Consider the following 25,414-nt stretch of genomic DNA (forward strand, 5'->3'; position numbering starts at 1 on the left):
AAGTCAATTACTCGCTCCCTGGTACGCCGCTGGACTGGCCAGGATCCCGAGGGCAGGTGCAATCCGTCCTATTTGCTCGGCCACTTGTGGGGCCGCATCAGGACGGCGCGCGATCGCTAGGGCTGCGAGGCGGTTCACAGGCGACAAGTACGGTATCGATGCCGCTCCCAACCCCATTGGAATGAGCGGGCTATACAGACCCGTCCCGAGGGCTCCGGCGTTCAGGAAAAGCCGGTCCGCTGTGCCTGAATTCGGGATGGTACTGTTCAGTACGCTTCGCCCCGCATCGGAAAGGTCTTGCATCAACGCCTCGCCGCGAGCGAACCGATTCTTGCGAATGGTCGAGTCGCTCGCGCGCACCGCGGCTGAGAGTTGCGACGGCGTGAACAGACCACTGTCGGCTCCGGAAGACGCCGCTGCACGCTGCACGCGGGTGAGCAGGGCGTAGGCTTCATTGATCCGTCCCAGTTCCCCGGCCGCCTGTGGATTTGCTCGAGCCAGCGCATCGCGCAGCGACGTCTGGATCTCCAATAGCGCGGCACCGAGAGTGCGCTGATCTGCATCCGGACTACTGACGTAGTTACGTGCAAGGCGCCCCAGCTCGCTCTCGATCTCACGGAAATTCTGGCCAGTCGCCGCTCCCTGCGGCGTGAGCCTGCCGATCACCTTGTCGTCGAGGATGCGCTGGAACTGGGTGACGCGATCAGGCGGCAGTGCCTGAGCCATCTGCTGGATGCGTCCGAGCTCCTGAGCGAACTGCTGGTCAGCGCGGAATGTGAGCCGCGGCACGATGGTGTCGTAGGCGTCCGAGACGATCCGATTGGCCTGCTGCATGCCTTCCCGGCCGGTGGCCGTCACGCGCTGGCCAAGCGGGGCCGTGACGCGGTTCAAGGCGGCCGTGTTCAATTCCTGAATGCCGCGTTGCCGTGCGCCGCGGATCGCGTCGCCCAGGATCGGCACGCTGATGGCCTTATCTTCGACCGTTCTAGCCGTGCCGCCCAGCATTTGCCCTGGCGTGGGCGTGACGCCTTCGGCAAGTAGCGTCTGCACCTGAGGGTTGGTCGATGCACGTGGGCTGACCAGGCGAGCCAGCGCATTGCCGACCATGCCGCCGGCGCCGCCGGTAAGCGCGCCGACGCCCATCTGCTGCAACTTTTCGTCCGCAAAGTCGCCCTGCAGGACAGGCTGCAGACCGCCAAAGGCCGCGCCAGAGGCCGCGCCAAGGCCCATCCTGGCAGCCAGTCCAGCGCCAACCGCCGGCGCACTGGCGGGCCCAAGAGCCAAGGTGGCCAGCACGTTCCCTCCCAGGCGCGCGATGTCCAAGCCGCTGTGGTCGGTCGCTGAGCGTGCGCCTTGGTACTGCGCTTCGTTTTGGCGGATCTGCTGGTCGAGTTGTTCGGGTGTGGCCGGCGTCATGCCCAGCGCGCGGGTGGCGGGACCGATGACGGGAAGGTCGTTGACGAACTGCGCGGCGTCGTTCACTGCGTTGCGCACGCCGGCCGGCACTGCGCGGACGGCCATCTGCGCGACGGCATCCAGCGGATCGCGCACGCCTTGCACGATGCGCCCCGGCAGGCTGGCCTGCACCTGCTGCGCTAGCGTCGGTTCAGCTGGATCCTGCTGCGCCATGCTGAGCACTAGCGTGCCGTCTGGCGAGCGCATCTCGCTGCTGCCCGACGGCGCCTCAACCAGTGGCGCAGCCTCCCACGCTGGCCGGCCGCTTCCCGTGGCCTCAACAAGCGGCGCTTGCTCCCATGCAGCCATTACGGCTTCCTCCGCTGCTGACCGTTCGGGTCGATGAAGACGGCGCCGGATGGCAGGGCGTTGTACTCGGCGTCCGAACTCACGAGCGGCGGTTGCCTGGATGGCTGTGCCGGCGCTGCCGCGGCCGCCCTACTCCCGCCGGACGAACCGACGAGCCCTGAGTACCCCCGCTCGATGGTGTCGGCCAGGTCTTCGAGCTGCTGGATTTTGAGATCTCGGGCGCTGGCAAAGTCGGCCCGGCTCGGCAGCTGCGCCATGGCGAGGCGCGATTCATAATCAGACATGGCACCTTCGCCGGGCGTCCGGGTGAGCTGCCGGACGGTAGTTTGCAGCGCGGAAAGCGCTGCATCATAGTTGCGTCCCGCCTCGCTTAGCGGGTTCCGGCCCGCCACCAGCCCCTCGCTGGCGATACCCAGGTTTTCGCGCTGGCTCTTGAGGTTCTCGATCTGCTGCCGAAGGACTGCAACAGTCTGAAGTTTGGCCCTGGCGTTCTCGAGTTGCGCTCCAGTGAGTTGTCCAGGTGTCCGACCTCGTATTTGCTGACCGTCTTGTCCGGTGACGGGCTGAGCCGTACCTGTGCGCGGGTCGACCAACACTACGCCACCATCCGCCGTCGTGACGACCTGTCCGCGCGGGGCGGCCTGCTCCAGAGCCAAACGCTGTTGCGCGACACCGAGTGTTCCAGCCGAGATCCCTTCCTGCGTGCGATTGTGCCGCTGCGCCTCGGCAAACCGCTGCTGCTCGAGGTCGAATCCTAATGCCTTCCACTGCTGCTCGAGGCGTTGCTGGGCGGTCAACGCCCGCTGCTGGGCCATCTGGATAATCTGCGGGCTGTATTGAGGCGGAAACTGGCTAACGTCCAGTCCGCTGGCTTGCGCGACTTGTCTGGCCTCATCATAGGAAGCCTGATCCGTGACACCGCCGAGCAATTGAGCGCCCAACGCCAATTTTTGTCCAGCGAGCTCAAGCTGTGACTTAGCTGCCTGCCGCTGGGATGCGTCCATGTCGGCGAACTGCTTTTGCAGACCGGGAATCTGCGCCCCTTGACCGATCTGCGCCAAGGCTCCGACCAGCCCCGTGCGATTGACCGAGCCATCCGGGCCGATATTGGTCCGCCATGCTTCGTTGAGCGCGTTCCGGGAGGCCGCCTCGCGCTCGGCCTCCTGCATCTGCAGGTCGTACAGCCGGTTGCGTTGCTGGATGCCCTGAATTTGCGCTGCCTGGGCGAATTGGGCGAGAGGGTTCTCGATCTGGACAGGCTGAACGCCCAGGGGAATGCGTGCATCGATAGTTGCCATGATGATCAGCCGTAGATTCCAGATTGAGTGAATGCCGGCCCAAATCCATTCTGGTATGCATTGCCGACGAACGAGCTATAACCCTGACCTCCGCCCCCGCCGCCCAGCAGCCCAAGCAGCCGATTGCTCTGGTAGAAACTCATGCCCTGGCCGATGGCGTTGTTGATGGCGTTGGCGGAGCCAACCTGACCGGCCGCAGCTGCGTTACCGGCGCCGATGATGTTGCTCCCCACCTGATTGGCCGTGTTCTGCCCGAGCTGCGCCAGCGTATTGCCGGCCTGCTGCCCGGTACCGGCCAGGGCAGACAGCCGGTTGAAGATGGTCGACTGGTCGTTATTGAAGCGGTTGTAGGCGCCCTGGTATTCCTGAGAGGCCATGCCCTGACCATATGCCGTCAAGTCCTTCAGGGCGCGGCCCGACAGCAAACCGCCTCGCGCGGCCGCCGACATCTCCAGACCGCGGCGCCCCTCGTCCAGGCGAAACTGGTAACCCGGGTCGGCCTCATAGTCCGCCATCGTGAAGGACCGCAGGAGGTTGCCGTAGTCGCTGGCGGCGGCATTGCCGCCAATGCCGAGCAATTGTGCCAGACGGTTGACCGCAGCGCCTCCGGCCTGACGCCACGGCGCAAGGTCCTCGCGGTTCTGCTGGAACATGTCCCATTGGACTTGCGACGCACGGTCGGCGGCTGCGGCTTGTGTGTCAGCGGCGCTCTCGGCAGCATCGGACCCCATCAAGCCGCCGACGATCGACGCGCCAGCGCTGAGAGCTGCACCTGGCATGATCTACTCCTGAATCAAAAAATCGTTGTCGGTGACGCGGATGAGGCCGTCGCCGATATCCAGTACCAGCGGGCTTTCCTGCGCCACGCTGATAGGGTGGTAGCCCGCAAAGCGGGCCCATCGGTTGTAGAGCACCACTCCCTTGGCCACGTTGCCGGCCAGGATCATCTCGGTTGCAATGCCGACGTACCGATCGTGGGCCGCATCCTGGCCATGATCGGCCGGCGTGCCGCGCAGATCCTGCAGGCGGTCATGGAACCACTCGCCGCGCTCATGTACACCCGGCGCGCGAGCGGCCCAGTCCTGGTAGAGGAAGTGGTAATAGGTCGTCTGACCGTAACCTTCGCATTCGCGTTCGAACGCAGGCCGGAAGCCGACGCGCTCGGCCAGCCACGCGGCGGAACGGTTCGAATGCGCCACCTTGGTGAGCATTTCCATGCAGTCCGTGCGCACGAACATCCAATGCGCCGCGGCGACAGCTGCATCCAGCGCATGGCGGCCGCGGCCTGCAGGGAGGAACTGCGTGTGCACCTCGTAGACGCCTGGCGCGTACCAGTGGAACAGGAAGCAGCCGTGTTCGGTGGCCAGCACGACATTGCGCCGGTCCGCCACAAAGGGACCCATCTCCAGGATATCGGGGCCGGGTCCGATGAACGGCCGCACCACCGGATCGTTCATGACCCGGTTGACGAAGGCCGCGTCGAAGGTGCGGTGCACCATCAGCTCGACTCCCGTCCCGCAGCGCGCAGCACGATCGCACTGGCCGCGCTGGCCAATGTCGCGATGGAATCGCCGGGCTTCAGAATCTGCCCCACGACCTCCGGGAAGGTGTAGGCATCGCCGGCAGCGATGGATTTGGCCTTGACCACCAGATTGGTGGCGTCGGCCGTGCCGCCGGCTGGCACGATATGCACGTCGAGCGTGACCGCCGCACCCGTGCCGTTCGTGCCTGTGAATTTGTCAATCAACGCCGTGACATTCACGGCAGTGTACTGCGTGGTGAGGGCGTTCTCGGCGTATTTGGCGTCAACCAGGACGCGGGCTGCTACTGCCATGGCGAAGGTCCTTTCATGAGGTCATCCATGCGGCGCTGCATCTCGGCCATCTCGGCACGCACATGCAGCAGCTCTGAATACAGCTGGAGGAACGCTGCTGGGGCCAGTACAGCCAGCAGCGCGGCATCAGCAGCCCGGGGATCGGGGACGGCCATTGCCGGGCCGAGCAATGCATCGTCGTCAGCCGTGGGCGGAACGTCGGGGGGGGCTACCCGAACTTCGTTCTCAAGCTCCTGCAGGTGTCGCGCGAGCTCGTCGAGGGAAGGGGAGTGCGCGCCACCCACGCGGATGGTCAAGCGCAGAATCCAGCGGTACCACTCGGGGGTGATCATCCCGGTCCGTGAGTCAACGAACGCGACCCGCGGCGGGTTAGGAATGAGGGGCTGGTCGTCGCTCATGATTGGTCCACCCAGGCGCCCAACACCACGGCGGGTACGGGATCCGTGATCGAGATCTCCCAGACTCGGTTCCAAGCCGAGCCATTCCTTTCCCAACGCGCGCGGCGCCGATACTCACCCATCTTGCCCAGCGATCGCGTGCGCACGTTGCTCCAGGTGTGGCCGCCGTCGTTGGAGAACCGCATCATCATCTGCGGATCGGCGCCCTGGCCAAGATTCAGCCCCACGCCGGCCTCGACGTCGACCTGAAAGAGGCCATAGAAGGCGCGAACGGGCGAATCGTTGGTGCAGAACGTGGCGCGCACCCGTTTGATCGTTTTGCCATCGTTGGTCATGGCGCCCAGGTCCAGCGCGTACAGGCGACCGTTCTCGTAGTCGCCGACGATCTCGGTGCGGGCGAAGTGGGCATAGCAGGCCGACCGATGTCGATGGAACTCGCCGGTCTTGGCGTCGAACGAGAGCCACTCGAACCACTCGTTGGCCGCGACGTCGTAGACCCAGGTTGCATCGGCCGACGGGAAAATGAACACCACGAAAGAGTGCCCTTCCTGCTGGTAGGCGTAGGCCTGGGCATCGTCCAGCCGTTCGTACTGGGCCCAGGCATATTCCACGCCGTGGTCGGAGATGCGCACCGGCTGGTAGCCATTGGCGCGGAAAGCCATGCCTTCCCCTTCGTTGTTGCGTCCAATCCAGAACGTGGAGTTGTCCGCTTTGGTGACCGCCCAGGTGGCCGCGCAGCCCTGTTCCAGCGCAGCATTACCCTGGCGCTCAACCGGCTGGTCAGAATCTCCGGTGAACATCCAGATCTCCGCCGTGACGGTGCCATACAGCCAGAGTTCGCCGTGGTCGACGATCATTGCAACCAGGATGTCGGGGTCTCCTTCGGCCGTGGCGAAATCGAGGCCGTTCCAGCTCGAGCCATCCAGCAGGGCAGACCAGTAGATGCGCCCTGTCGTGCCGTCCACGCCGACGATGAACAGGCCGTTCATGTAAACCGCCTGCTGGACGCCGCGAGGGAAGTCCTCGTCGTCGATGACCGAGAATGTGCCGGTGGAGATCTCCACCAGGTAGCCGCCCGTGCCGTCGACGATCAGTAGTTGCGACTCGCTCGCGGCCATGCCGACGCGGCCGGTGCTGGTCGCCAGCGTGCCGAGCAGTTTGGCGTTGAACGCCGTATCGAGTTCGTACAACTCTGCGCCGGAGACGACATACAGCCGGCCGCCGGTCGTCTTGAATCCGCGGATCGGGCCGTCACCGACGGTCGATAGCCGACGCATGCCGGCGGTCGGATACAGCGCGCCGCGGCTCTTGCCGCCTTTCTCGGTCAGGACCAGGCGCCAGTTCACCAGGCGCTGGGCGGATTGGTTGAGCGAGCGGGTCCGGTAGGCCGGGCCGACGATGGGGATGGGTTTGAGGGGCATTACAGGCCCCCATCCGGATTGCGGATGTCAAGCACCCCGCCGCACAAACGGGCCAGCTTGTCATCCATCGTTTGCTCGATGCGCCAATACCACCGACCGATTAGGTTGCGCGTATCTCCGGCTGCGATGGCAAATATGGCCGGGTTGTTGCCGGACGCGGAGATCGTACGATGGTCATAGGCGCCACGCCAGATGATCAGGCTCAAATCTCCAGGGATCGATTCAGTGTCATCATCGGCTTCAACGAATAGCGATAGTGCTAGGCCGTCGTCTGTCCCCGAGAATACGCAGAGGTCGCGCCGTAGGTACTGCCCTGGCTCGATGGTGATTTCGATCATCAGAAGTACTCGGCACAGACGGGGCCTTGAGATACCGGCGTTGCCGCTGCGGCCGCTATCTGGTTCATGCCCCACTTCCACCAGGACGGATCGGCGGCGCGATTGAAATCGCTCGCCACCAGAGCCGCGGCCAGCGTGACGTATGGCTCCTCGCAGGCCGACGGAAGGCTATTCGACGTCCAGCGGGCGAGCCTTGCGACCACGACGCTTTGGTGTGCCGCCCGCAGGGCTGTCTTCGCTTTTTCCGTGTCCTCGCTCGACGCCGTCTCCCCGGGCGACAGCACTCCGAGTTTCTCCAGCACCCGATTGCTCAGTTCCAGCAGTTTCATTGTTTGCCACCTCGAAATGCGAATGCCCACTCAGGCGAGCGGCCAGGGCGTCCGAACACAGCGTCGGCACGCCCAGGGCAAACTCGATACCATCGATGCGAATAGATAGCCGGTCCTTCGGCGATGCCGGATCGCCCGTGAAAAGAATTTCTTGTGCCATGTTGATGAGCGAGGCGGCATCGCGGCCGCCCCGTCCTCCCTTAGCTGTTGGGCGGCAGGAACAGCACCGTTAAACTGATCTTGCCCGTGGTGGCACCGGTAGCGGGTCCCGTGGCCACCGTGACATTGATCGGCTCGTTGCCGGTCAGCGTCACGGGTGCCGAGGCGCCGCGGGCGACGCCACCCGCCTGCCCCACTGTGCTGCCGTCGATGAATGCGTCGGGATTGGAAGTGGGGCCCACATCCAGCGCGATGGCCGGTGATCCGCCCGTATCCAGATCCGTGGCAACCAGGATGACATCGAGCACCGTGGAGCCGCGTTGCAGCGTGGGTCCCTCGATGACATCGTTGACGACCAGGGCGGCGCCCAGATCGAACACCACCGATGCCGCCTTGAGCGCTTGGCCGTCGCCCACGCCCGGCGGAACAGCCGGCCCGTGAGCGCGGGCTGCTTTATACGTCGTAGCCATTTGATTCTCTCCTTTTCACGTCAGGCGTCGGCAACGCCGGCGGTGTAGACCGTGACGACGCCGTGTTGCACGAGATCGTCCAGGTCGTCGGCGCCCTTGCCGAACAGCAGTTTCTCGATACCACGCATCTCCTGCACGCCCACGCCGCGGCGGAATCCATAGTCGCGCACGTCCGTGGTCGAGCGCAGGCGGCGAGCCCAGCCCACACCGACGGCCTGCGCGCCGCACAGGAACGAGGTGGCGATGTCGATGTTGCTGGCACCGACGCCGGGGATGACCGGGATTTCCGGGATCTCGCGGATGATCACGCCGTCCCACACCAGCGAGCCACCGGTGAAGATCGGGTTGTCCATCACCGCACGCGGACGAGCATCCCGATTGGCCTGCTGCATGGCCGAGTCCTGGGATAGGTCGCGGAAGGCCAGCGGTTGGGCGAACATCACGAACCATTCTTCATCCTCGTTCAGCCGAACGGGACGAATGGCGGGGTTGGCGGTCTGCGCCATGCGCTTGGCCAGCGACACCGTGGCGGCGGTCATCTTGCCGCTCGGGCTGGCAATGTTTGCCAGGGACGCGGAATGGTCGTTGCCGGCGTTGTTGCTGCGGGCATTGCCAAACAGTACGCGGTCGGCATTGTCGGCCAGCCACGCGTCCTTCTGGCCTTCGGATGCCGACTCGTAGTTGACGCCGTTGATCGAGCGCAGGGCGGCGATGATGTCGTTGCGCATCTTGTCCAGCGCCCAGTCCTTCAGGGCACCTTTGGCGGCATCGCGCAGGCCGATGGCGGACAACTGCTCGTCGTGATCGGTCACCACCACCGCATTGCGCAGCGTATCGACTTGCACCACCATCGAGCGTGTATCGAGCTCTTCTTCGTTGCCCTCCAGCACGGTACGACCGGTGACGCCGGGCCCGCGCAGCTTGCGCACGTTGGCAAAAGTGATCTTGTCGCCTTTCTTGCGGGTCAGATCTTCTTTGACGTGGATGATAGAGTTTTCCGTTGTCCCCATGTACCGGCGGAACCGGTTGGAACGCACGTACTCGCGGAAAAACTGGTCGTCCCACTGCTGGGGAGTCAACCCGGGGGTGGCGATAGTCTCGGCCATGGTTTACCTCATTTGATGATCGAATCGAGGGGGGTCGGGCCAGTCCAGGCGGGCGCAGACCGCGCGCCTGCCGAGCGTGCGCCGGCCAGTGACTTGGGGAGGTTCGGCTTTTCAGCCGCGGGCGACGCGTGTTCCGGCTGCTGCGATTGCTGCTGCTGGAGTTCGCTCAGCAGTTGTTCCCGTACGCGGGTCTTGTACGCGTCGGGATCGCTGCCGATCTCATCCATCAACGACAGGCGCTTGGCGTAGTCATAGGCCCACTTCCAGGGGTGGGTCTGCCTGAATACCTCGGCCTGCAGGGCTGGGTTCTTCTGCACCTCCTGCTCGAACCGTTGGATCACCACATCCACGTCGTCATGTTGCTGTCGCAACATCATTTCCGACATATTCAGACGTTCGTTGATGATCTGTCGCTGCAGAATGATCTCGGGCGGCACTTGCTGCTGTTGGCCATCCTGCGGGGGCGCGGCTTGTTGCGATTGGCGCAGATGAGTCAGCTCCTGTTCGAGCTGCTGGCGCTTGCGGCGCTCGTCTTCGAGAGCCTTGCGCGGGACATGGGGTTCATCCTGGGATGCCGGCGGCGCATCCTTGGCGGCATCATCCGGCTTGGCTTCCGGTTTGCCTTCCTCGCCCGTCGGTTCTCCGATTGCCTTCCCGTTGCCATCGCGTTGCTCGGCCTGCCGGTCGCCATCCCCGGCGGGGGGGGTGCGCTCCTGCTGGTGTTGCTCGGCCTGTTCGTCAAGAAAGCCATCGGCGTTACCGCTCAGAACATTTTCCAGATCCACGCTGCTCTCCATACGCCCGATCACTGCCCGGCGGCGGCAAATCACGCCCGAGAAGCCCGGCGGCGGCATAAAAAAGCCGCCATGTCGTGAAACATGGCGGCTCGGTTACTTGGTTGCGGTCGCCTTACGGCGGCGTTGGCGTCGTGTTGGCCTTGATGTCCTCCAGCAGCCCCACGGCCGTGGTCAGCAGCGCAATGATCGCGTCCTGCTTGGCCTCGGTCGCAGCTCCTGCGGGAACGCCTCCGCCGGAGGGGGTTACGGACAGCGAATAGGTACCGTCCCCGTTGTCCACCAACTTCAATCGGCCGCCAGGGAACGGCAGCGCCAGAGATTCATCCGCCATGAGTCACCTACAGGTATGCGGCAACGGGCGCCATCGCCTGCTGCACGGTCAATTGCGTGTCCACCGCCGTCCGCTCCGTCTCGGCGACGGTCTTGGCTGCACCGGCCTCGGATTTCGCGGCATCGGCATGGGTCTTGCGCACGTCGGCCTGCGCCTTCTCAGCGGCCGCCTGGGCGGCCTGCTCCTGTGCCTGCGCCTGTTGCTGCTGGGCTTTCTCCATCCGCTCCAGCAGCGCATCCTTGTTGCGCAGGCTCGACGCTTGAATGATCACGTCCGGCGGTATCGGCATGCCGGCGCGCGCCAGGTCCACGAGCATCTGGAACTGCTCGGATTGCAGCGTCGCGAGATCCGGGCCTTCCTCGATCACGATATCGGCGTTCAGGCCGGAGATCTCGTTCTCGACATCAACCACCTGTTGGAGCCGTGGATCATTGGGCTGCAAACCCATTTGCATGGCGGCCTGCTGCGCCTGCTCTGGCGGCATTTCCTGCAGTTGATCCGCGAGCGTAATTCGTCGGTTCAGACCCACCCATTTCAAATTCCGCTCGTCGTCAGTGACGCGAATCCAGCGCTCTTCGGTCCAGAATTGCCGCACGCGAAGCCATACGGCCTCGAATACTTGGCGCGACCACTGCCGCAGGTCGTCCACGGATGGCTCGACTTCGATGCTCCCGCCCTGTTGCTGGGCCTGAATCGCCCGGCCGGACTGCTGGCGCGGGTCCTTGCCGGCCATGGCCGCATTCGGCCCCGCGGCCTGCATCTCTCCGGTGACGTGCGCCAGCAACTGCATTTGACCGGCTGCCATGTCGCCCGTCGGCAGGATGCCGAAATCCTTGCCGAACTCGCCGTCGGCGTTGATCTCCAGGTGGCCGTCCGGCTTCGCCAGTTCCCGGCGTGCCGCGTCTTTGTCCGTGATCGCACGCGTGTTGCCGTACGTCTGCCGCACGCTCAGCAGGTGGAGCGCCTTGCTGCGGCGCTTGTTGATCTCGTCCTGCATACTGATCATGCTGCGCACGTGGCCGTAGCGGTTGTTCTCCCGGTCGATATAGCTGCCGCGCAGGATCAGCGAGCGCGCCGGTTGGCCGAATTCATCAATGTAGGGTGATGGCGCCGGCTCTTCCAGCACGCCGCCCCTGGTGAACGTGCAGATCATGTTCGTGCCATCGTTCCCAACGTACTGCATCTGGACGATGCGCACCCGCGTGCGCCGGTTGTCGGTCCAGATCCCGAGCTTGGGCCGATCGTCGTACGTGTCGGAAACGGTAGCCGCCTGGAATGTCGCCTCGATGATGTCTTCCGAGCCGGGCCACTTCAAAAGCGCCTCGGCGCGGTCCATCCAGACCACGATCCCGACGTAGCGAGCATCCGAGAAATCCGGCTCCCGGCTATGTGGATCGTAAACAATGCGGTCCCATGGCACGTATTCGACCGCGACATCGATCTGTCCGTCTGGACGTTCGACCGCCACCACATCGGCACCGCCGTAACCCTCGACCAGCAGGTTTTCGTAAACTCGGCTACGCACCTCGTCGAAATCGTTCTGATCGGCAATGAACCGCAGCGCATCGGTGGCGGCGCCGGCCAGTTGCTCTTCGCGCGGTGTGCGCGGAAACGCCTTGGGATCGGAACGCATGCGGCGTTCCAGGCCACGCAGGTAGTCCACCTTGCGCTGAATGTAGTTGATCGTGAGCGCCGGTTGGCCGCGCTTGCGCAGGGCCTCGAGCTCCTGGCGCGTCCACTGCTGGTTGTCGTAGTACTCGCGGTCCCGCTCGGACAGACGGCGAGCGGCGGCCGTCGCGTCCTCGGCGTCCTCGAACCATCCGACCAGGCGTGACAGCTCGTTGTCGGCGATTACCTGACTTTCCATGACTCGTCGTCGTCGTCCGTTTCGTTAAATGCCCGGTCCCACCGGTCTACATGCTTCTTCTGCTCGCGCACTGGCACAATGGCCGGGTGCATTTCGTCGAGCGCTCGCCCGATCAGCGACGCGCAGTCGACGTCGTCGTCGTTCTTGCCCGCAGGAAACCGCAAGAATTCCGCGATCTCGGCGCCCGGCTCCAGCCATACACGGCCCATCGAGGCACGCGCCTGGAACCCTCGCGCCCGAGTGGGCTTGTCGACGATGCTGGGTAGCCACTCGAGCCGGCAGTACGCATTGCGCTCGATCATCCGCCGGCGCAACATCGGCTCCACGGCCTTCTGAATCACCCCGGCTTCACCAAACCAGGCCAGCGGCTTGAACTGCTGCACCAGGTCCAGTTGCCTCTCGATCCACGCGTCCGAGGCCGTCTGTCCACGCCAACCGCCCAGGCGGTACAGGTCGCCGGCCGGGTCAACGCCCCAGATGCGGTGCACCGTGTAATCGCCTCCGCCGTCGGTCACTGCGTAGTCGCTCGTGCCGTACACCGAAAGGTGGGCGGGCCTGCGCTCCCAGAACTTGAACCAATCGCGCTGGAAATACGTGCCGTCGTCGGGTGCGGGCTGCTGCTGGTATAGCGCCGTCCAGTCCCGCTCCGGCAGTACCGCCTTGATCTGCAGCAGCCGGTCGATGTCGTACCGCTCGGGCCACAGCGCGTTGCCGGTCTGGTCTATGGCCGGCAGGCTCAGGACTTCCCATTTGTCGCCGCCGGCTTCCTGTTGCGCCAGCAGTCGCCCCGATAGATCGTCGTCGTGCCACCGCGTGTTGATCAGCACGATGGCGCCTCCCGGCATCAGCCGGGTGTACGCGGTCGACGTGTACCAGTCCCAGACGTCATTGCGCGCCGTCTCGCTGTCGGCCTCCTTGCGGTCCTTGAACGGGTCATCGATCAGCAGCAAATGGGCCCCGCGGCCCGTGATGGCTGTTCCCACGCCCGCCGCGACGTACATCCCACCGTTGGACGTGTGCCAGCGATTGGCGGCGCGCGAGTCCGGCGACAACCGGGTAGCGAACAGCGCGCCATAGGCCGGTTCGATGACGATGTTCCGAACGTCACGGCCGAAGTCGCTGGCGATATCGCCGTTGTACGAGGCGGCGATGACCTGGCGTTCGGGGTTCCGTCCAAGGTACCAAGCAGGAAAACGACGGCTCGCCAGTTCGGATTTCCCATGCCGAGGCGGCATGCAGATCATCAGCCGGTCTGTTTCCCCGCGTTCAACGCGTTCCAGCGCCGCTGCGATCAAGCGATGATGTGGCGCCGCCTCGTAGTACGGGTTGGTGTACTGCGTAAACTCGAGCAGCCCGGCGCGTGCACGGCGTCGGGCCAGCAGCTCAGCTGCCGCTTCCCGCTGCGATAGCTGCAAGCTGCTCATCGGTCAGATCGGCCGCGGCCACGACCAGCGGGTTCTCACGGTCACCAGCCACGACGGTTCGGTTGCTGTAGCGCCTGGGATCACGCACGGCCGCCATCCATCGCAGATGATGTGCAAGGTCACGGGCCTTCGTCGATTGGTCGGAATTCTTGGCCCCGACAATGTTTTCCATAGCCATTTCGGCCAGCGCCTCGGCCGAATTGATCCGAGCCTCGTCCACGCGGCGCTGGCGCTCGACGTCGGCCTGCACCCACCGCGTCAGCTGGGAGCGATGCACCTTCTTGCTCTTGGCAATGGCCGCCATCGTTTCACCAGCCTCGATGCGGTCGCAGATGTCGTCCAGCGCCCCGGGGTAGTCAAAAACGGAAGGGATTTTCGGATTGGCCATGGCGGAATCGCAATGCAAAAAGCCCCGGCGATCACTCGCTCGGGGCTCCATTCCTTGCATCGCACATCCTTTTGGACGCGCGCCGACCGCCTTAGGGCATCAGCACATCGCGTTGGCGACGGTAGTCGGGTTGTCTTGCGGCGGACTATAGCCCACCCGTTCCAGCAATGCAACAGCGTCGCGAAAACGCAGCACGGCTCTGGCGTGCTCGCCGGGGAACGAGCGCCAACGAACATGGAGCACGCGGCAGATGCCCCGTGGGTCCACCCTCTCGACGTAGTAGGCCCGCAGGATCGCCCGGTCACGGGCATGGACTCGATGTCCGCACATGCGCCAACAGTACTCGATGATCTGGGCATCCTCGGCGTCGACTTCGTGTCGGGGTACGCTCTCGCGGAACGTCTGGCCAGCCCGGTCAGCCATGGCCTCGCAGATGTCATAGGTGGCGGTCTTGCCAGGGCGCTTCCGGTCGCGGTAGTACTCGCCCCAGTTTTCCAGCCTGGCCACGAAGTCGGAGGGCAGCTGTGGGGTTTGCTCGATCACTCGCCTGTCCTCCAGGGTTGCCCCGCCTTCCCCGCCAGCGGCGACATCGTCGGCTGCGCGGCGCGTGCGCGGTCGAGCGCCACCTGCATGGCGCGGTCGTGCGTGAGAGGTTTGAACTCGCGTGGCGGCCGCGCCGGCGTGGGCTTGGCGTTGGGGGAGATGACGGAGTGGCCTTTCATCGCGTCCACCCTCCAATGCAGACGGATGCACCTTCTTCCTCCGTCTTGGGGAGGCGCCTCCATTCCTTCTCAGACAGGATGAACGGCATGCATCGCGGCCGGCGGCACATGACGTAACCGCCGCTGCGCACCATGAACGTGATCTTGCCCAGGTGGTCGTAGGCCGGGGCCTGGTCGATAAGGGCGTTGCTCATACGAGGACTCCCTGCGCCGCCGGCGCCTTCTTCACCCGCACAGGCGCATGTGTGCGCGCCAGCGGCGGCACGGCGATGCTTGCCACCTTCTGCAGTCCACCATCGCCCAGCCGATAGGCGGCCCCGGTTTCCTGCATCACCGCCCAGTCGAGGATGGCCAGCGCGTCCGCCTCGTTGTCGTCCACGGGCCGGAAGCCGCGCCGCTTGGCCTCGGCCACCATGGCGCCCTTGTCGGCCCGCCCCGAGCCCGTCCACGTTTTCTTCACCACCGTGGGCTGCACGCCTTCCACCGGCAATTGCCGCGTGCTGGCGGCCATCCACATCAGCCCCTCCAGCAGACCGTACAAGTGCGCCGCCGCGGCCATGTTCTGCGGCCCGTGCCGAATGACAACCTCGTAGACGATGGCGTGCACGTCGCGGTGGGCGAGCATCTCCTGCAGCCATGCTTTGAACCGCAGCCCGCGCTGGCCAGGATCCCAGCTCGCCCGCGGCACGAACGACTCGCAGCCAGAGAGGATCCGGCCGTCTCGCGTGGCGATGGCCCAGCCTGTGCGCGTGGCCAGGTCGAGGGCCAAGATGTTGCGGTTCAGCACCTCGGAAAACGCGCGCGCGGGCGCGATGTGTTGCGGGTGTCCGTGTTTGTCCGCCGTAATCTCATCAAACATAGGGTTTGTCCTGATATTGACGTTTGCGCCCATTGGGCGTAAATTTACATCCATGCACTCCACATCGGACTGCACCGCGCCTCGGGAAATCAGGGGCATAGGAACCGACATGTTCACAACCGAAAACACCACCGGCTACACCCCCGAACAACTCGCCGCGCTGAACGCCGAGTTGGCCGAACGCCTGGAGGGTCTGGAGCCCGGCACGGACGAGTACTACCAGGCCGAGAAAGCGTTCGCCGACGAGGTGGCGGGCCGGTAAATGCGACGCCAGTTCCAAACTCGTGCCGAGGTGGATGCCTACCTCGCGCACGAGAAAATTGAGTGCCTGGAATGCGGCAAGCGGTTCGCGTTTCTCGGCGTCCACATCAAGCGCATTCACGAAATTGACGCCGCGGAGTATCGACGCGCATGGGGCCTGCCAGCCGGGACGCCGTTGGCCGGCACGTCCTACCGCGCGATGCATGCGGAGAAAATCCGGCGCCTGCAGGCCGAGGGGGCATTGACGTACGATCATCTGCCCCGAGCCACGGAGGCGGCGCGCTCGGCCCCCAAATCGCCCAAATCGCCTATGGATGCTGAACGGCAGGCAACGATGCTGTCCGAGCTGCGGCGGGCAGAGGGGCGCCGCTCGCTCGATGAGCGTATAGGGAGCGATGGCCGGGATGCCGAACGTCACGCAGAATACGCCCGCGCCTGGGCGCGCTATCGCGCTGGCGATGTGCAGGCCATGGCCGAGTTTTGGAAAAAATGGGACAGCAAAAAGCTGGGCCAGGTGCCTCGCGGTCACATAGTCAAACCCGAGGAGATCGTTCGTATTCGGACGATTTGCGAGTTGAGTGAGGAGGACGCGGCTCGACTGGTGCGCGCAACGCTGCGGGAATATCGGTCCTGGGAGTCTGGCGAGACCAGGATGCACCCTGGGCTGCTGGAGCTGCTGAGGATCAAGGGCGGCGCCAGGCGAGGACGTGCAAAACCCGCCGCATTCAGTCCGAGTGAGGACAAAATCCTGGCTGACAACGCGCACATGGGCGTGTCGTGGATCGCGCGGGCGCTCGGTAGGAATTCCCTGGCGATCCACAAACGTGCGATGACGCTGGGCATCGAGATCACTCCTCAGGTCAATAAATTTACGCCCGAGGACGATCAATTCATCCTCGACCATCGCGACCAGTCGCCCACGTGGATCGGGGAAAAACTCGGCCGGTCCACACAGGCGGTTATCTGGAGGGCGGAACGCGTGTTGAAAATCGTCCTCCCCAGACCCCAGCGGAGGGGGCGGCCGAAAAAATCTCAACCTGCCGACGACGCAGGAGATCTCGATGCCTAACCACCCCAACCGTGGCGCACACAGCGCCGCATCCAATCCCGAACCGGCAGCCATCACCGCGGCCCGCGAAGCGGCCGGCCTGACCCAATCGCGCGCCGCTGCTCTCGTCCACGCGAACCTGCGTTCCTGGCAAAAATGGGAAGGCGGGGAGCGGTCGATGCACCCCGCAGTGTTCGAGCTGTTCATGCTCAAAACCGGGCAGCAGGCGCTCGAGGTCCTGCCGCGGGCATAGGGCGCCTGTCCGCTTTTGTCCGTGGTCAGCATCACAGCAGCCCTCCCATGAACTCGATGGGCTTGCGTGCCTCGGTGCCGGTGTACTGCAGGCTGTCGGCGTGGTACCAGAGCGACACCTTGCCCTCCCACTCGCCGTGCCGCTGCTTGTGGCAGATCAGCATCGAGTCGGGCGCATCGGGGAATCGCTCGGGGTTTTCCTCCTTGCGCTTGTTGCGCCAGACGGTGAACACGTTGTCGACCTGGTCGGTGATGGAGCCGCTGCCCTTGGCGTCGAACTTGCCGGGCACGTCGTATTCGTCCTTGCCCTTCTTGGCGTGGTGGACCAGATGCACGTGCATGGCGTTGTCGCGGGCCAGGGTGCAGAGGTCATCCACGAACCGCTTCTGGCCGTTGTAGTCGTCCTCGTCCCGGACGCACTTCATGAGGCTGTCCACGACGAAATGCCGGATGCCGAGCTCCTGGGCGCAGTAGCGGCCCACGGCCAGGACCATCTGGGGCTTGACCGTGCCGAGCTGGTCGTAGAGCCACAGACGGCCGGATAGCCAGGAGGCGAACCGCTCGGCAAACTGCGCGCTGGGTTCTCTGGCGGTCGAGGCCTGGCGCATCATGCGCTTGAGCGTGTCGATGGGGCGCATCTCGAAGGAGGCGATGCAGGCGCGTTCCTTCTGCTGGTTGAACCCCAGGATGGCCTGGCCCAACATCTGGCTCTTGCCGTGGCCGTTGATGCCCTGCCACAGGCTGACTTCGCCAGGACGAAACCGGATGTCGTGATGGGTCTTGGACCAGGGCAGCACTGCACCGGCAACCTCGACCTGCTGCGGACCGGTGGAGCGGATCAGGGCATCGCGCCAGGCGGTAGCGGGCAGCACCTTGACCCGCGGCTCGGTCTCCTGCATGTACCGCTGGAAATCGGTGTTGTCGGGCGTGATGATCGGGACGACTTGGGCGCTCATGCGGCCTCCGTTTCGTGTTCGACCAGGCCGTGCTCGGGCGTCCAGTCGATGATGTTCCTCGGGGTGGTCAAGCGGCAGGCGAGGATGCGCGCCGGCTCGAATTCGGTCATGCGGTCCAGGACGGTCATCACGCGGTGGTGGTCGTAGCCGGACAGGTGCACGGTGACGCCCCGGAGCATGCGCAGGTCCAGCGTTTCGGGTTCATCGGTCGGCAGGATGTCGATCTGCGGATAGCCGCCGTTCTCCAGGGCGTTCTCGGGGTTGTTCCAGGGCCGGTAGGTGGGCATGTGGTCCAGCACGCAGACGTGCACCGCGGCGGGCATGCGGCGCTGTTGCCGTAGGGCGAGGATGGCGTTGTGGCCGATCATTTCGCGCCCTCCCAGGGGGCAGGTTCCGGCGCGCCATTCGTGCGCTGCCCCGGCTTGCCGTTCGCCTGGCCACGCAGCACCTTGTCGAGGTATCCCGCAGCGATGGGCTCAGGCGCTGGCTTGTGCTGGCGGCAGATCTCGACGGCCTCCAGGGCCTGGACCACGGTGAACCCGTCGTTCACCCAGCCGTGGAGCGTCGGGTTGTGGCTGGCCACGGTGACCCCGGCCTTGCGCAGGGCTCCGGCCATAGCCCCGGTGGCCGTTGGCGAGGGCCCAGGCAGCTCTCCGGGCTCCCCTGGCGCCGCAGGCGGATCGACTCGCGCCGGGTCGTTGCCAGGGTCCGGATGGTCCAAACCTGCGAGAGGGGTTTGGGGAGAGATGTTTTCTTTCTTTTCTCTTATCTCTCTCTTGCGATCGCCCCATGAATCGGGGGGCGATTCGCGGGGCGATGAATTCCATGTCGGGGGGCGATCATTATTTTTATCGGGGGGCGATCCCGATAGGATCTTTACGACAGCCTTTTTTTGCAATCGCTTCGATTGGGGGGCGATGGCTTTCAGCAGCGCGGCAGCCGTGATGATCTGCTGTTCCGCGGCCTCGATATTGACCTCGACGCCCCACCGTTTGGCGTTGCCGGTAGCCCCAGAGAGGCTGTTGAGCAGCTTGTCGATCCAGGCTTCGAGAGCCTTTTCGGCGACTGTTGGGTGGTACAGGCGCCCATCAGCGCAGGGAATCCAACCACGCAGAGCGTGTTCCTTGACCTTCTTCCAGTTCTTGGATCCGGAGAGGTGAGCCAGCATCCTCTCGTTGTTGGGCAGGCTCGCTGCCGGCACTTGCCGCCAGCTTTCGAGCCACAACGACATGGCCGCGGCGCGCTCATCTCCCGTACCGAGCACCCAGGTTTCGGACGTGAGCAATCGGTGGACATCCAGCGGCATGTACTGGAAATCCTTGAGATCGCACTCAGCGGGGGTAAGAGGCGCCGCGACCATGTTCATCAGTCCTGCGACTCCGGGTTATCGCCGGAACGGTCGTAGGCGACAAACTGCGCCGCCATGAGTGCCGCTCTAAGCCACTCGACATCCTCGTCATTGCCGATGATCTGTCTGTTTCCCATATCGTCCAGCAGCAGCGACTCGTCGAGAATCCTCAGCAGGTCGGCGACAGCCCCATACTCCTTCGCGGCCTCGCGCAGACGGTCAATAAATCGGATCAGTTCTGGTTCCATATCCTTACCTTTCATCCTGCCTATGAATGGGTCGGGCGTGCCGTAGTGGGCAGGAATCACCACGGCGCCGGTGGCCACCGGCTGCCCGTTTGAAACTGTTGCGCGTATCAATCGGATCGTCCATACGCAAACGCCCGCCGAATCGCATGAAACCGCTCGGCCGCATCCGGATTGCTGTCCAGCTCGGCCCGGCTCTGTATCCCGCATTGCCGGCACAGCGCATCGCGGGCGGCCTGTTCGGTGTCGGCGCCCAGGTAGGCGCGAAACCTCGGGTTCTGGCCCATCAGGGCCGCGGTGGTGGATGTGCGCACTATTCGTCGTCCTCGAAAACAAGCTGATCGACGCCCTGCAGCTGGTCCATCCGCTGCTTGGCAAACGTGAACATCGCAGCCAGGGTTTGCTCGTCGTAGCAGCGGTACTCCTGCGGCGTGGCTTTGAGCCCGAGTAGCGCCAGGAAGCGTGCCCAACGCGCGATATCGCCGTCCTTCCAGCGCGAGACGGTGGACTCGTTCACGCCCAGTTGCTCGGCGATGCGCGCCTGCCCGACGGAGGCAAGCCGGCGCAACACCTCGCGCTCGATCTTGCGTGCCAGTGCGTCGACGGCGGCGGAAGATTCAGCCATGGATATCACCTGCTTCCCGGGGTACGTAGACCCCACAATCGACGCCCAGGCCGTTGGCCCGCGACACTCCGACCATGACCGAAACCGAACGACTGCTGGCCGAGGCCAGAGAGATATGCCTGCGCGTGCATGGGAGCGCGCCGGACGAACTGGTGGCCGTGGTGTTTCAGCGCCGATGCCTGGAGGCGGACGTGGCGAGGTACGAGGGGGACAGGGGCGAGGCGCTGCATTAGCGGCCCTTCCTGGGATATGGCGAGGGCGCCGCGGCGCGGCTACGATCGAAGCTCTCACACACCGATCGATACCCCTGGGGGACCCTCATGAACTGGGAATTCTTGTTGGGCTTGCTACTGCCCGCATATGGCGCCGGATACATCTGGCTGATCAAGACGGCGCGCGAAGATCCTCCGCTGTACCGAGTGATCGAATCGCAGTTGAAGGGCATATGCCTCGCCGTCGCCGCCTTGCTCGCCGTGCTCGCCTTCGCAATACCCCATGTCGTCGAAGGCCCGCGGCCTTTCATGAACGGCCTGGGAGCATTCATGTTGATCCTGATCGGCATGAACATGCTCTTGTTGCAGTCGCTTTCACTGTTCAGGCGCATTTCAGAGATGCCTCCGCGAACAGCGCAATCGCACCAAGAGCCAGCGCCCCATACAGGAGAACCCACCCAGCCAGGCGTATGACCTCGCGCATCTCAGGCCACCTCCCCGGCGGGGGTGGGGGTGGGGGCGGCAGCAGCGGACTGGCGCAGATACGCCCAATCGACGTCGGGGCGCAGGTCTTCGCAGCGGACGGTGCCCGCTGTAGCGCGCTCGATTGCCGGGCAGTAATCCGCCGGGACTCGTCCGCGCGATTTCCACATGCTCGGTGCGCTGCTCGACACGCCAACCAGTTCGGCAAGGCGAGACGTGCCGCCTACGGCCGCAATTGCTTGGGAAAGGGCGTCCATGTGGCTCTCGTTGTTTCTCACAATTGTGAGTCTAGCGTCTCTCACCCTCGTGAGTCAACAGCGTGAGAACATCACAGACGTGAAATCCATAGCAGAGCGTCTAAAGGACGCAAGAGAAAAGACGGGCCTAACGCAACCGGAATTGGCCGCTAAGGCGGGTGTATCCCCTGGCACCATCGGCAATATCGAATCCGGCGCGCGGAAAAGACCACGCGAGTTGCTGGCTATCGCAGCGGCAGTAGGGGTTCGCCCGGAATGGCTTCAGTCGGGGAAAGGCCCTCGACAAGTTGTTGGCGAATCTGTCGCAGAGGATGGGATTGAATATGTGGGCTTGGCGCGGGCGCCAACGTTGTTACCCGTTGCGGGAACAGCACAGTTGGGCGTGAACGGCTGGTACGAAGAGGTGCAAGCAGTCGGTGCAGATGGCTATGTCGAGTGCCATTCCTCAGACAGGAACGCCTATGCCTTGCGTGTCCGCGGTAGCAGCATGCATCCGGCCATACGAGACAGATGGTTCGTCATTGTGGAACCCAATGCCGCCCTATCTTCCGGAGAATACGTGGCGATCGAACTTAAGGACGGTCGAAAGATGGTCAAGGAGTTCCTGTTTCGCGGCGCGGAGGCGGTTACCGTTGAGTCTGTGAATGGAGGGGAGCGGATCGTTCTGGATCTCCAGGATATCCGAACAATTCATGCCGTCGGCGACATCGTCCCGCCCAGCAAACACAGGAACGTGTAACCATGCCGGCCAATGATCCGACCTGGAATGTGGTTCTCAAGCGTATGGGGGATAACAGAATGCGCTTCTTGGGTCTTTGCATAGCGACGGCATTACTTGTTGGCTGTGCGGCAAAGCCGCCAGCCGTCGCCCCCAAAACGGCTGCGGTAGCCGAATACGGCCGCACTTTCGGGCCACGCATGGTTTCGGGCGAAATTCCCAAATCCTTGTATTACAAGGGTTTGTATCACTTGCTCTCTCAAAGACCCGTTTCTGAGGTCGAGGCGCTTCACATGAAGCACGTAGCGAATCTGGTCGACGCATCAGAGAAGCTCGAAGCGGGCACGATTGACACCACGACGTACGAGTCGATCGCAAGACGCTCCAATGCGGACCTGCAGGTGGAGTTGGCGCGGGTCGATGATCGTTTGCGTAACTCTTTGGCTTCGCAGCAACAGGGCATGACCAATACCCTTCTGCTTCAACAGATGTTGCAGCGTCGATAGTCCAAGCCCCAGCGATTTCGGGTCGCTCTAACACAACCCCGCTCCGGCGGGGTTTTTTGTGGCCAGTTGCAGGCAAAACCTCGTCAACTCACAACCGCACATAAAATTCTCACAATCGTGTTGACAGAATAACTCACATGCGTGAGAATTCACCCCATCAACCCGCCACGCCGCATCAGCGAGCCGAACGGGACACCGCCCACCAGGGCAAGGAGGATGGGAAATGAACAAGACACTCGCTCTTACGCTGCCGCAGGCCCAGGCCGTCTATAGCGCCATGTGTGCGCTGACAAATCTCGGAAAGTCCACGGTCAGCGTCATCATCCCCAAGGCGCCGGGACAAAACGATGAGCCGCGCGTCACCTGGAGCTTCTCAGGCGTGGCGGTTCGCCTGAGCCGCACGTTCCACGTCGAGGACTACGCCGATCAATCCGCCTTCGCCGCCGCCTACGGCCTGGACCTGCAAGCGGCTGGCACGCCCGCCAGCGATGCCCAGCAGGAGGCCGTGGCCAACGCCAACGCGCACCTGAACAACGCCGGCCTGCCCACGCTGCGCGACTTGGACGATGCTGTTACGGCCGGCGCCCCGCAGGTGGCGGACTTCACCCCGCACGGCCAGCGCCAGACCGACTTCGCCATGGGCTGGAACACGGCCATGGGCCGCGTCTACGACCGCATGCGCTCCGTCATCGTGGCCCAGCGCGCCATCAACAACGCCGAGCAATCGGACCTGTGAGGCCCGCCATGCTGACCACCACCAACCCCATCGGCCTGGACCCTGAAATCCTGGCCGATCTGCGCCACGAGGCGCGGCTCGAGGCATCGGACCAGATCCAGGCCGTGCTCGAGGGCCGGCGCGAATTCTTCGACTTCTACGACGTCGCCGGCCAGGTCGCGCGTCTGAACCGGGCGGACTTGACCCACCGCCTCGAAGCGATCCTGACCACGGATCAGCGGGGCGCCGTGTTCGCGGCGGCGCTGTCGCAATCGCCGGCCGTGCTCGCCCGGGCCGCGATGCTGATGTCGCAGGCCGTGTATGGCCTGGCTGTGCAGCACGCGGAGCGGGTGGTGCGGAATGCGGGAGGGCGCCATGGCTGACACCTACCAAGCCATCTACGACGCCGTACGCAGCCGCATTTCCGGTGGCGACATCGGTGCCGCGATCGGCGAGGCCATTGGGCAACAGGCTCAGGGGCTGAGCTGGGCCATCGACGCCATCCGCCTGGAGTATGTCCAGGCTGCCGATGCCCACCGGCGTGCTGGAGAAGAAATGCAGCGTCCCAGCGTGCTGTATCGGCCCTCCCTGTCCATAGATGGCGATCAGTGGTGCGCGCTGTATGGCGCTGACTTGCAGTCAGGCGTGGCCGGCTTCGGCGACAGCCCCGCGGCGGCCATTGCGGCCTTTGACACGGAGTGGGTGAAGCCGCTGCGCGCCAGGGAGAACGGCAATGGCTGACCCAACCATCGAAATCGCCCGCCTGCGCGCGCTCCTGCTGCGCGCCCGCGACACGCTCAACCTCGCAATCATCGGCGACTGGCTCCGGACGGAGCCCGAGGAACTGGTGTGCGACATCGAAGACGCCCTGGACCTGGAGCGCAGCGAATGAAAGCCATCGCCATCCTGCTGCTGGCCGCCGCGGTGCCGTCCGCCACATTCGTCTACGGCATGCAGATCGGCCGCAATGACGTAGTCGCGCTGTACGCCGACGACGGCCGCGCCGACAAGATCGCCGTAGCCATGTGCGGCCGGCAGGCCTGGATTGCCAAGCGTGGCGGTGAGCGCCGCTGCGTCTACATCAACTCGGACCAGTCCGCGATCACGCGGGCTGTGTTCGATACCCCGATAGGTGCCATGTGATCCGCTCAATCATCATTCGCTTTGACGAAGCCAAGAACCTGTTTCAGATCGAAGAAACTGGCCGCGCCTGCCCCGAATTGACGTGGGACGAAATGCTCGGACAGATCGCTGAAATGACCCATCCGAAGATTGGCAAAGGCCGGTATCCCATGCTGTCCGCCGACGACCTCGACAAAGAGCGCGCGCGCCGTATTGACCGCGAGAATCTTTGGGAACGGGAGAATGGCCAATGAACGCTCCCATCAACGCCAACATGGACCGCGCCAAATACCTCGGCGGCAGTGACGTGGCAGGCATCCTGGGTATCTCTCCCTGGCGCACGCCCCTGGACGTGTATCTCGACAAGGTACAGCCGCGCGCCGAGCAGCCCGACCAGAACAAGGCCCGTCTCTTTGCCCGTGGCAAGCGGATGGAGCCGTATGTCATCGACCTGCTGGCCGAGGAAGCTGGCCTGCAGATCGTTGGCCGTGGCAATCGATACATCGACCCCGAGCACGGATTCCTGGCGGCCGAGATCGACGCCGAGACCTCAACTGGCGACAACGTCGAAATCAAGACCGTGAGCCCGTTCAAGGCCAGGGAGTGGGGCGAGCAGCAATCGGACGAAGTGCCGCTGCACTACGCCGCCCAGGCCATGCACGGTCTGATGGTCACTGGCCGCGGGCGCTGCATCTTCGGCGTGCTGATCGGCGCCGACGATTTCCGCATCTACGAGGTTCGCCGAGACGAGCCGACCATCGCCGGCATCCGCGCCAAGGAAGTCGAGTTCTGGGATCGCGTCCAGCGCCTGGACCCGCCCGAGCCCACCACGGTAACGGACGTGATGCGGCTGTACGGCCAGGGTGATGATGCGGTGGCGATCGAGGCGGATGATCAGGCCGAGACCGAATGGCTACGCCTGAAATCCATCACCGAAGACCTGAAGCGCCTGGGCGACCAGGCCGACCAGCTCAAAGAGAGCCTGCAGGTGCGCATGGGCAATGCCACGCACTTGACGTTGCGCGGCGCCGTCATCGCCACGTGGAAGGGCCAGCAGGCTCGGCGCTTCGACTCCACCGCCTTCAAGGCCGCCCATCCTGACCTGCACGAGCAGTTCGTGAAGGTTTCCCAATCCCGCGTTTTCCGCCTTCGTTAAAAGGA

Annotated in this window: 41 protein-coding genes; 14 read left to right on the forward strand and 27 right to left on the reverse strand. The window is 64.2% G+C overall.

Annotation, left to right across the window (positions count from 1 at the left end):
• Positions 1 to 3: 3 nt before the first annotated feature.
• The 20 genes from N5K27_RS22385 to N5K27_RS22480 all read right to left on the reverse strand — a co-directional run bounded on the left by N5K27_RS22385 (position 4) and on the right by N5K27_RS22480 (position 15,505).
• On the reverse strand, positions 4 to 1,764 hold the full coding sequence (locus tag N5K27_RS22385; RefSeq protein WP_279818972.1) for a hypothetical protein: 1,761 nt from the start codon (positions 1,762 to 1,764) through the stop codon (positions 4 to 6).
• Positions 1,764 to 3,062, reverse strand: coding sequence for a hypothetical protein (locus tag N5K27_RS22390; protein WP_279818974.1), 1,299 nt, complete (start codon positions 3,060 to 3,062; stop codon positions 1,764 to 1,766). Before N5K27_RS22390 ends, N5K27_RS22385 begins: the two co-directional genes overlap by 1 nt.
• Before the next feature lie 5 nt (positions 3,063 to 3,067).
• Positions 3,068 to 3,841, reverse strand: a complete 774-nt coding sequence (locus N5K27_RS22395; RefSeq protein ID WP_279818976.1) for a hypothetical protein — start codon at positions 3,839 to 3,841, stop codon at positions 3,068 to 3,070.
• Between the two features lie 3 nt (positions 3,842 to 3,844).
• On the reverse strand, positions 3,845 to 4,561 hold the full coding sequence (locus N5K27_RS22400) for a hypothetical protein (RefSeq protein WP_279818978.1): 717 nt from the start codon (positions 4,559 to 4,561) through the stop codon (positions 3,845 to 3,847).
• Entirely contained in the window at positions 4,561 to 4,896 is a 336-nt protein-coding gene (locus N5K27_RS22405) for a hypothetical protein (protein ID WP_279818980.1), read from the reverse strand. The genes N5K27_RS22400 and N5K27_RS22405 overlap by 1 nt, the downstream gene beginning before the upstream one ends.
• Positions 4,887 to 5,294 carry a hypothetical protein gene (locus N5K27_RS22410; RefSeq protein WP_279818983.1) on the reverse strand — a complete coding sequence of 136 codons (408 nt, stop codon included), beginning with the start codon at positions 5,292 to 5,294 and terminating at the stop codon, positions 4,887 to 4,889. Before N5K27_RS22410 ends, N5K27_RS22405 begins: the two co-directional genes overlap by 10 nt.
• Positions 5,291 to 6,715, reverse strand: coding sequence for a hypothetical protein (locus N5K27_RS22415; protein ID WP_279818986.1), 1,425 nt, complete (start codon positions 6,713 to 6,715; stop codon positions 5,291 to 5,293). The genes N5K27_RS22410 and N5K27_RS22415 overlap by 4 nt, the downstream gene beginning before the upstream one ends.
• Entirely contained in the window at positions 6,715 to 7,053 is a 339-nt protein-coding gene (locus N5K27_RS22420) for a hypothetical protein (RefSeq protein ID WP_279818989.1), read from the reverse strand. Before N5K27_RS22420 ends, N5K27_RS22415 begins: the two co-directional genes overlap by 1 nt.
• Positions 7,053 to 7,382, reverse strand: a complete 330-nt coding sequence (locus tag N5K27_RS22425) for a hypothetical protein (protein WP_279818992.1) — start codon at positions 7,380 to 7,382, stop codon at positions 7,053 to 7,055. The genes N5K27_RS22420 and N5K27_RS22425 overlap by 1 nt, the downstream gene beginning before the upstream one ends.
• 200 nt (positions 7,383 to 7,582) lie before the next feature.
• On the reverse strand, positions 7,583 to 8,011 hold the full coding sequence (locus tag N5K27_RS22430; RefSeq protein WP_279818995.1) for a hypothetical protein: 429 nt from the start codon (positions 8,009 to 8,011) through the stop codon (positions 7,583 to 7,585).
• 20 nt (positions 8,012 to 8,031) lie between these two features.
• Positions 8,032 to 9,117: a DUF4043 family protein gene (locus tag N5K27_RS22435; protein ID WP_279818997.1), complete on the reverse strand. Its 1,086-nt coding sequence runs from the start codon at positions 9,115 to 9,117 to the stop codon at positions 8,032 to 8,034.
• A gap of 8 nt (positions 9,118 to 9,125) precedes the next feature.
• On the reverse strand, positions 9,126 to 9,902 hold the full coding sequence (locus N5K27_RS22440; protein WP_279819000.1) for a hypothetical protein: 777 nt from the start codon (positions 9,900 to 9,902) through the stop codon (positions 9,126 to 9,128).
• A gap of 124 nt (positions 9,903 to 10,026) precedes the next feature.
• Positions 10,027 to 10,245, reverse strand: a complete 219-nt coding sequence (locus tag N5K27_RS22445; RefSeq protein ID WP_279819003.1) for a hypothetical protein — start codon at positions 10,243 to 10,245, stop codon at positions 10,027 to 10,029.
• 7 nt (positions 10,246 to 10,252) lie between these two features.
• Positions 10,253 to 12,112 (reverse strand): hypothetical protein, encoded by a 1,860-nt coding sequence (locus N5K27_RS22450; RefSeq protein ID WP_279819006.1) that lies wholly within the window; start codon positions 12,110 to 12,112, stop codon positions 10,253 to 10,255.
• Entirely contained in the window at positions 12,097 to 13,536 is a 1,440-nt protein-coding gene (locus N5K27_RS22455; RefSeq protein ID WP_279819008.1) for a terminase family protein, read from the reverse strand. Before N5K27_RS22455 ends, N5K27_RS22450 begins: the two co-directional genes overlap by 16 nt.
• On the reverse strand, positions 13,496 to 13,924 hold the full coding sequence (locus N5K27_RS22460; RefSeq protein ID WP_279819011.1) for a hypothetical protein: 429 nt from the start codon (positions 13,922 to 13,924) through the stop codon (positions 13,496 to 13,498). The genes N5K27_RS22455 and N5K27_RS22460 overlap by 41 nt, the downstream gene beginning before the upstream one ends.
• A 99-nt stretch (positions 13,925 to 14,023) precedes the next feature.
• A complete protein-coding gene (locus tag N5K27_RS22465; protein WP_279819013.1) occupies positions 14,024 to 14,467 on the reverse strand; it encodes a hypothetical protein in 444 nt (147 codons plus the stop codon).
• A complete protein-coding gene (locus tag N5K27_RS22470; protein ID WP_279819015.1) occupies positions 14,464 to 14,646 on the reverse strand; it encodes a hypothetical protein in 183 nt (60 codons plus the stop codon). The genes N5K27_RS22465 and N5K27_RS22470 overlap by 4 nt, the downstream gene beginning before the upstream one ends.
• Positions 14,643 to 14,840 (reverse strand): hypothetical protein, encoded by a 198-nt coding sequence (locus N5K27_RS22475; protein ID WP_279819018.1) that lies wholly within the window; start codon positions 14,838 to 14,840, stop codon positions 14,643 to 14,645. Before N5K27_RS22475 ends, N5K27_RS22470 begins: the two co-directional genes overlap by 4 nt.
• Positions 14,837 to 15,505: a crossover junction endodeoxyribonuclease RuvC gene (locus N5K27_RS22480; RefSeq protein ID WP_279819021.1), complete on the reverse strand. Its 669-nt coding sequence runs from the start codon at positions 15,503 to 15,505 to the stop codon at positions 14,837 to 14,839. The genes N5K27_RS22475 and N5K27_RS22480 overlap by 4 nt, the downstream gene beginning before the upstream one ends.
• Before the next feature lie 109 nt (positions 15,506 to 15,614).
• On the opposite strand from N5K27_RS22480, the gene N5K27_RS22485 reads away from it, so the two are divergent.
• The 3 genes from N5K27_RS22485 to N5K27_RS22495 are packed head-to-tail and all read left to right on the forward strand — an operon-like array spanning position 15,615 to position 17,067.
• Positions 15,615 to 15,767 (forward strand): hypothetical protein, encoded by a 153-nt coding sequence (locus N5K27_RS22485; protein ID WP_279819023.1) that lies wholly within the window; start codon positions 15,615 to 15,617, stop codon positions 15,765 to 15,767.
• Positions 15,768 to 16,835 carry a MucR family transcriptional regulator gene (locus tag N5K27_RS22490; protein WP_279819026.1) on the forward strand — a complete coding sequence of 356 codons (1,068 nt, stop codon included), beginning with the start codon at positions 15,768 to 15,770 and terminating at the stop codon, positions 16,833 to 16,835. It abuts the gene before it with no gap.
• Complete coding sequence (locus tag N5K27_RS22495) at positions 16,828 to 17,067, forward strand: XRE family transcriptional regulator (protein WP_279819029.1); 240 nt, start codon at positions 16,828 to 16,830, stop codon at positions 17,065 to 17,067. The genes N5K27_RS22490 and N5K27_RS22495 overlap by 8 nt, the downstream gene beginning before the upstream one ends.
• A 31-nt stretch (positions 17,068 to 17,098) precedes the next feature.
• Here N5K27_RS22495 and N5K27_RS22500 read toward each other — a convergent pair whose 3' ends face one another.
• The 6 genes from N5K27_RS22500 to N5K27_RS22525 are packed head-to-tail and all read right to left on the reverse strand — an operon-like array spanning position 17,099 to position 20,240.
• Positions 17,099 to 18,022, reverse strand: coding sequence for a DnaB-like helicase C-terminal domain-containing protein (locus N5K27_RS22500; RefSeq protein WP_279819032.1), 924 nt, complete (start codon positions 18,020 to 18,022; stop codon positions 17,099 to 17,101).
• The gene (locus tag N5K27_RS22505; protein WP_279819035.1) at positions 18,019 to 18,390 is read right to left on the reverse strand and encodes a hypothetical protein; all 372 of its coding nucleotides are present in this window, start codon (positions 18,388 to 18,390) and stop codon (positions 18,019 to 18,021) included. The genes N5K27_RS22500 and N5K27_RS22505 overlap by 4 nt, the downstream gene beginning before the upstream one ends.
• Positions 18,387 to 19,388, reverse strand: coding sequence for a DUF1376 domain-containing protein (locus N5K27_RS22510; RefSeq protein WP_279819037.1), 1,002 nt, complete (start codon positions 19,386 to 19,388; stop codon positions 18,387 to 18,389). Before N5K27_RS22510 ends, N5K27_RS22505 begins: the two co-directional genes overlap by 4 nt.
• On the reverse strand, positions 19,388 to 19,696 hold the full coding sequence (locus N5K27_RS22515; RefSeq protein WP_279819039.1) for a hypothetical protein: 309 nt from the start codon (positions 19,694 to 19,696) through the stop codon (positions 19,388 to 19,390). The genes N5K27_RS22510 and N5K27_RS22515 overlap by 1 nt, the downstream gene beginning before the upstream one ends.
• 29 nt (positions 19,697 to 19,725) lie before the next feature.
• Positions 19,726 to 19,929, reverse strand: a complete 204-nt coding sequence (locus N5K27_RS22520; protein ID WP_279819042.1) for a hypothetical protein — start codon at positions 19,927 to 19,929, stop codon at positions 19,726 to 19,728.
• Positions 19,929 to 20,240 carry a CII family transcriptional regulator gene (locus tag N5K27_RS22525; protein ID WP_279819044.1) on the reverse strand — a complete coding sequence of 104 codons (312 nt, stop codon included), beginning with the start codon at positions 20,238 to 20,240 and terminating at the stop codon, positions 19,929 to 19,931. Before N5K27_RS22525 ends, N5K27_RS22520 begins: the two co-directional genes overlap by 1 nt.
• Positions 20,241 to 20,314: 74 nt before the next feature.
• Between N5K27_RS22525 and N5K27_RS22530 the strand changes: the two genes are divergently transcribed.
• Positions 20,315 to 20,473: a hypothetical protein gene (locus N5K27_RS22530; RefSeq protein ID WP_279819047.1), complete on the forward strand. Its 159-nt coding sequence runs from the start codon at positions 20,315 to 20,317 to the stop codon at positions 20,471 to 20,473.
• Positions 20,474 to 20,560: 87 nt separating this feature from the next.
• Positions 20,561 to 20,926 carry a hypothetical protein gene (locus tag N5K27_RS22535; protein WP_279819050.1) on the forward strand — a complete coding sequence of 122 codons (366 nt, stop codon included), beginning with the start codon at positions 20,561 to 20,563 and terminating at the stop codon, positions 20,924 to 20,926.
• A gap of 11 nt (positions 20,927 to 20,937) precedes the next feature.
• On the opposite strand, the gene N5K27_RS22540 is transcribed toward N5K27_RS22535, so the two are convergent.
• Positions 20,938 to 21,192: a helix-turn-helix domain-containing protein gene (locus N5K27_RS22540; protein WP_279819052.1), complete on the reverse strand. Its 255-nt coding sequence runs from the start codon at positions 21,190 to 21,192 to the stop codon at positions 20,938 to 20,940.
• A 79-nt stretch (positions 21,193 to 21,271) separates the two neighbouring features.
• On the opposite strand from N5K27_RS22540, the gene N5K27_RS22545 reads away from it, so the two are divergent.
• From N5K27_RS22545 to N5K27_RS22585, 9 genes are all read left to right on the forward strand, one after another.
• The gene (locus N5K27_RS22545; RefSeq protein ID WP_279819054.1) at positions 21,272 to 21,931 is read left to right on the forward strand and encodes a helix-turn-helix domain-containing protein; all 660 of its coding nucleotides are present in this window, start codon (positions 21,272 to 21,274) and stop codon (positions 21,929 to 21,931) included.
• A 2-nt stretch (positions 21,932 to 21,933) separates the two neighbouring features.
• The gene (locus tag N5K27_RS22550) at positions 21,934 to 22,416 is read left to right on the forward strand and encodes a hypothetical protein (protein WP_279819057.1); all 483 of its coding nucleotides are present in this window, start codon (positions 21,934 to 21,936) and stop codon (positions 22,414 to 22,416) included.
• Positions 22,417 to 22,639: 223 nt separating this feature from the next.
• On the forward strand, positions 22,640 to 23,152 hold the full coding sequence (locus tag N5K27_RS22555) for a hypothetical protein (RefSeq protein ID WP_279819060.1): 513 nt from the start codon (positions 22,640 to 22,642) through the stop codon (positions 23,150 to 23,152).
• Between the two features lie 8 nt (positions 23,153 to 23,160).
• A complete protein-coding gene (locus N5K27_RS22560; RefSeq protein ID WP_279819062.1) occupies positions 23,161 to 23,514 on the forward strand; it encodes a hypothetical protein in 354 nt (117 codons plus the stop codon).
• Positions 23,507 to 23,872, forward strand: a complete 366-nt coding sequence (locus tag N5K27_RS22565) for a hypothetical protein (protein ID WP_279819065.1) — start codon at positions 23,507 to 23,509, stop codon at positions 23,870 to 23,872. Before N5K27_RS22560 ends, N5K27_RS22565 begins: the two co-directional genes overlap by 8 nt.
• Entirely contained in the window at positions 23,865 to 24,023 is a 159-nt protein-coding gene (locus N5K27_RS22570) for a hypothetical protein (RefSeq protein ID WP_279819068.1), read from the forward strand. The genes N5K27_RS22565 and N5K27_RS22570 overlap by 8 nt, the downstream gene beginning before the upstream one ends.
• Positions 24,020 to 24,274: a hypothetical protein gene (locus tag N5K27_RS22575; protein WP_279819070.1), complete on the forward strand. Its 255-nt coding sequence runs from the start codon at positions 24,020 to 24,022 to the stop codon at positions 24,272 to 24,274. Before N5K27_RS22570 ends, N5K27_RS22575 begins: the two co-directional genes overlap by 4 nt.
• Positions 24,271 to 24,507, forward strand: a complete 237-nt coding sequence (locus tag N5K27_RS22580) for a hypothetical protein (protein ID WP_279819073.1) — start codon at positions 24,271 to 24,273, stop codon at positions 24,505 to 24,507. Before N5K27_RS22575 ends, N5K27_RS22580 begins: the two co-directional genes overlap by 4 nt.
• Complete coding sequence (locus N5K27_RS22585) at positions 24,504 to 25,409, forward strand: lambda-exonuclease family protein (RefSeq protein ID WP_279819076.1); 906 nt, start codon at positions 24,504 to 24,506, stop codon at positions 25,407 to 25,409. Before N5K27_RS22580 ends, N5K27_RS22585 begins: the two co-directional genes overlap by 4 nt.
• Positions 25,410 to 25,414 lie beyond the last annotated feature (5 nt).

It is taken from the genome of Pigmentiphaga sp. GD03639, from assembly GCF_029845405.1.
Classification (GTDB): Bacteria; Pseudomonadota; Gammaproteobacteria; order Burkholderiales; family Burkholderiaceae_B; genus Pigmentiphaga; species Pigmentiphaga daeguensis.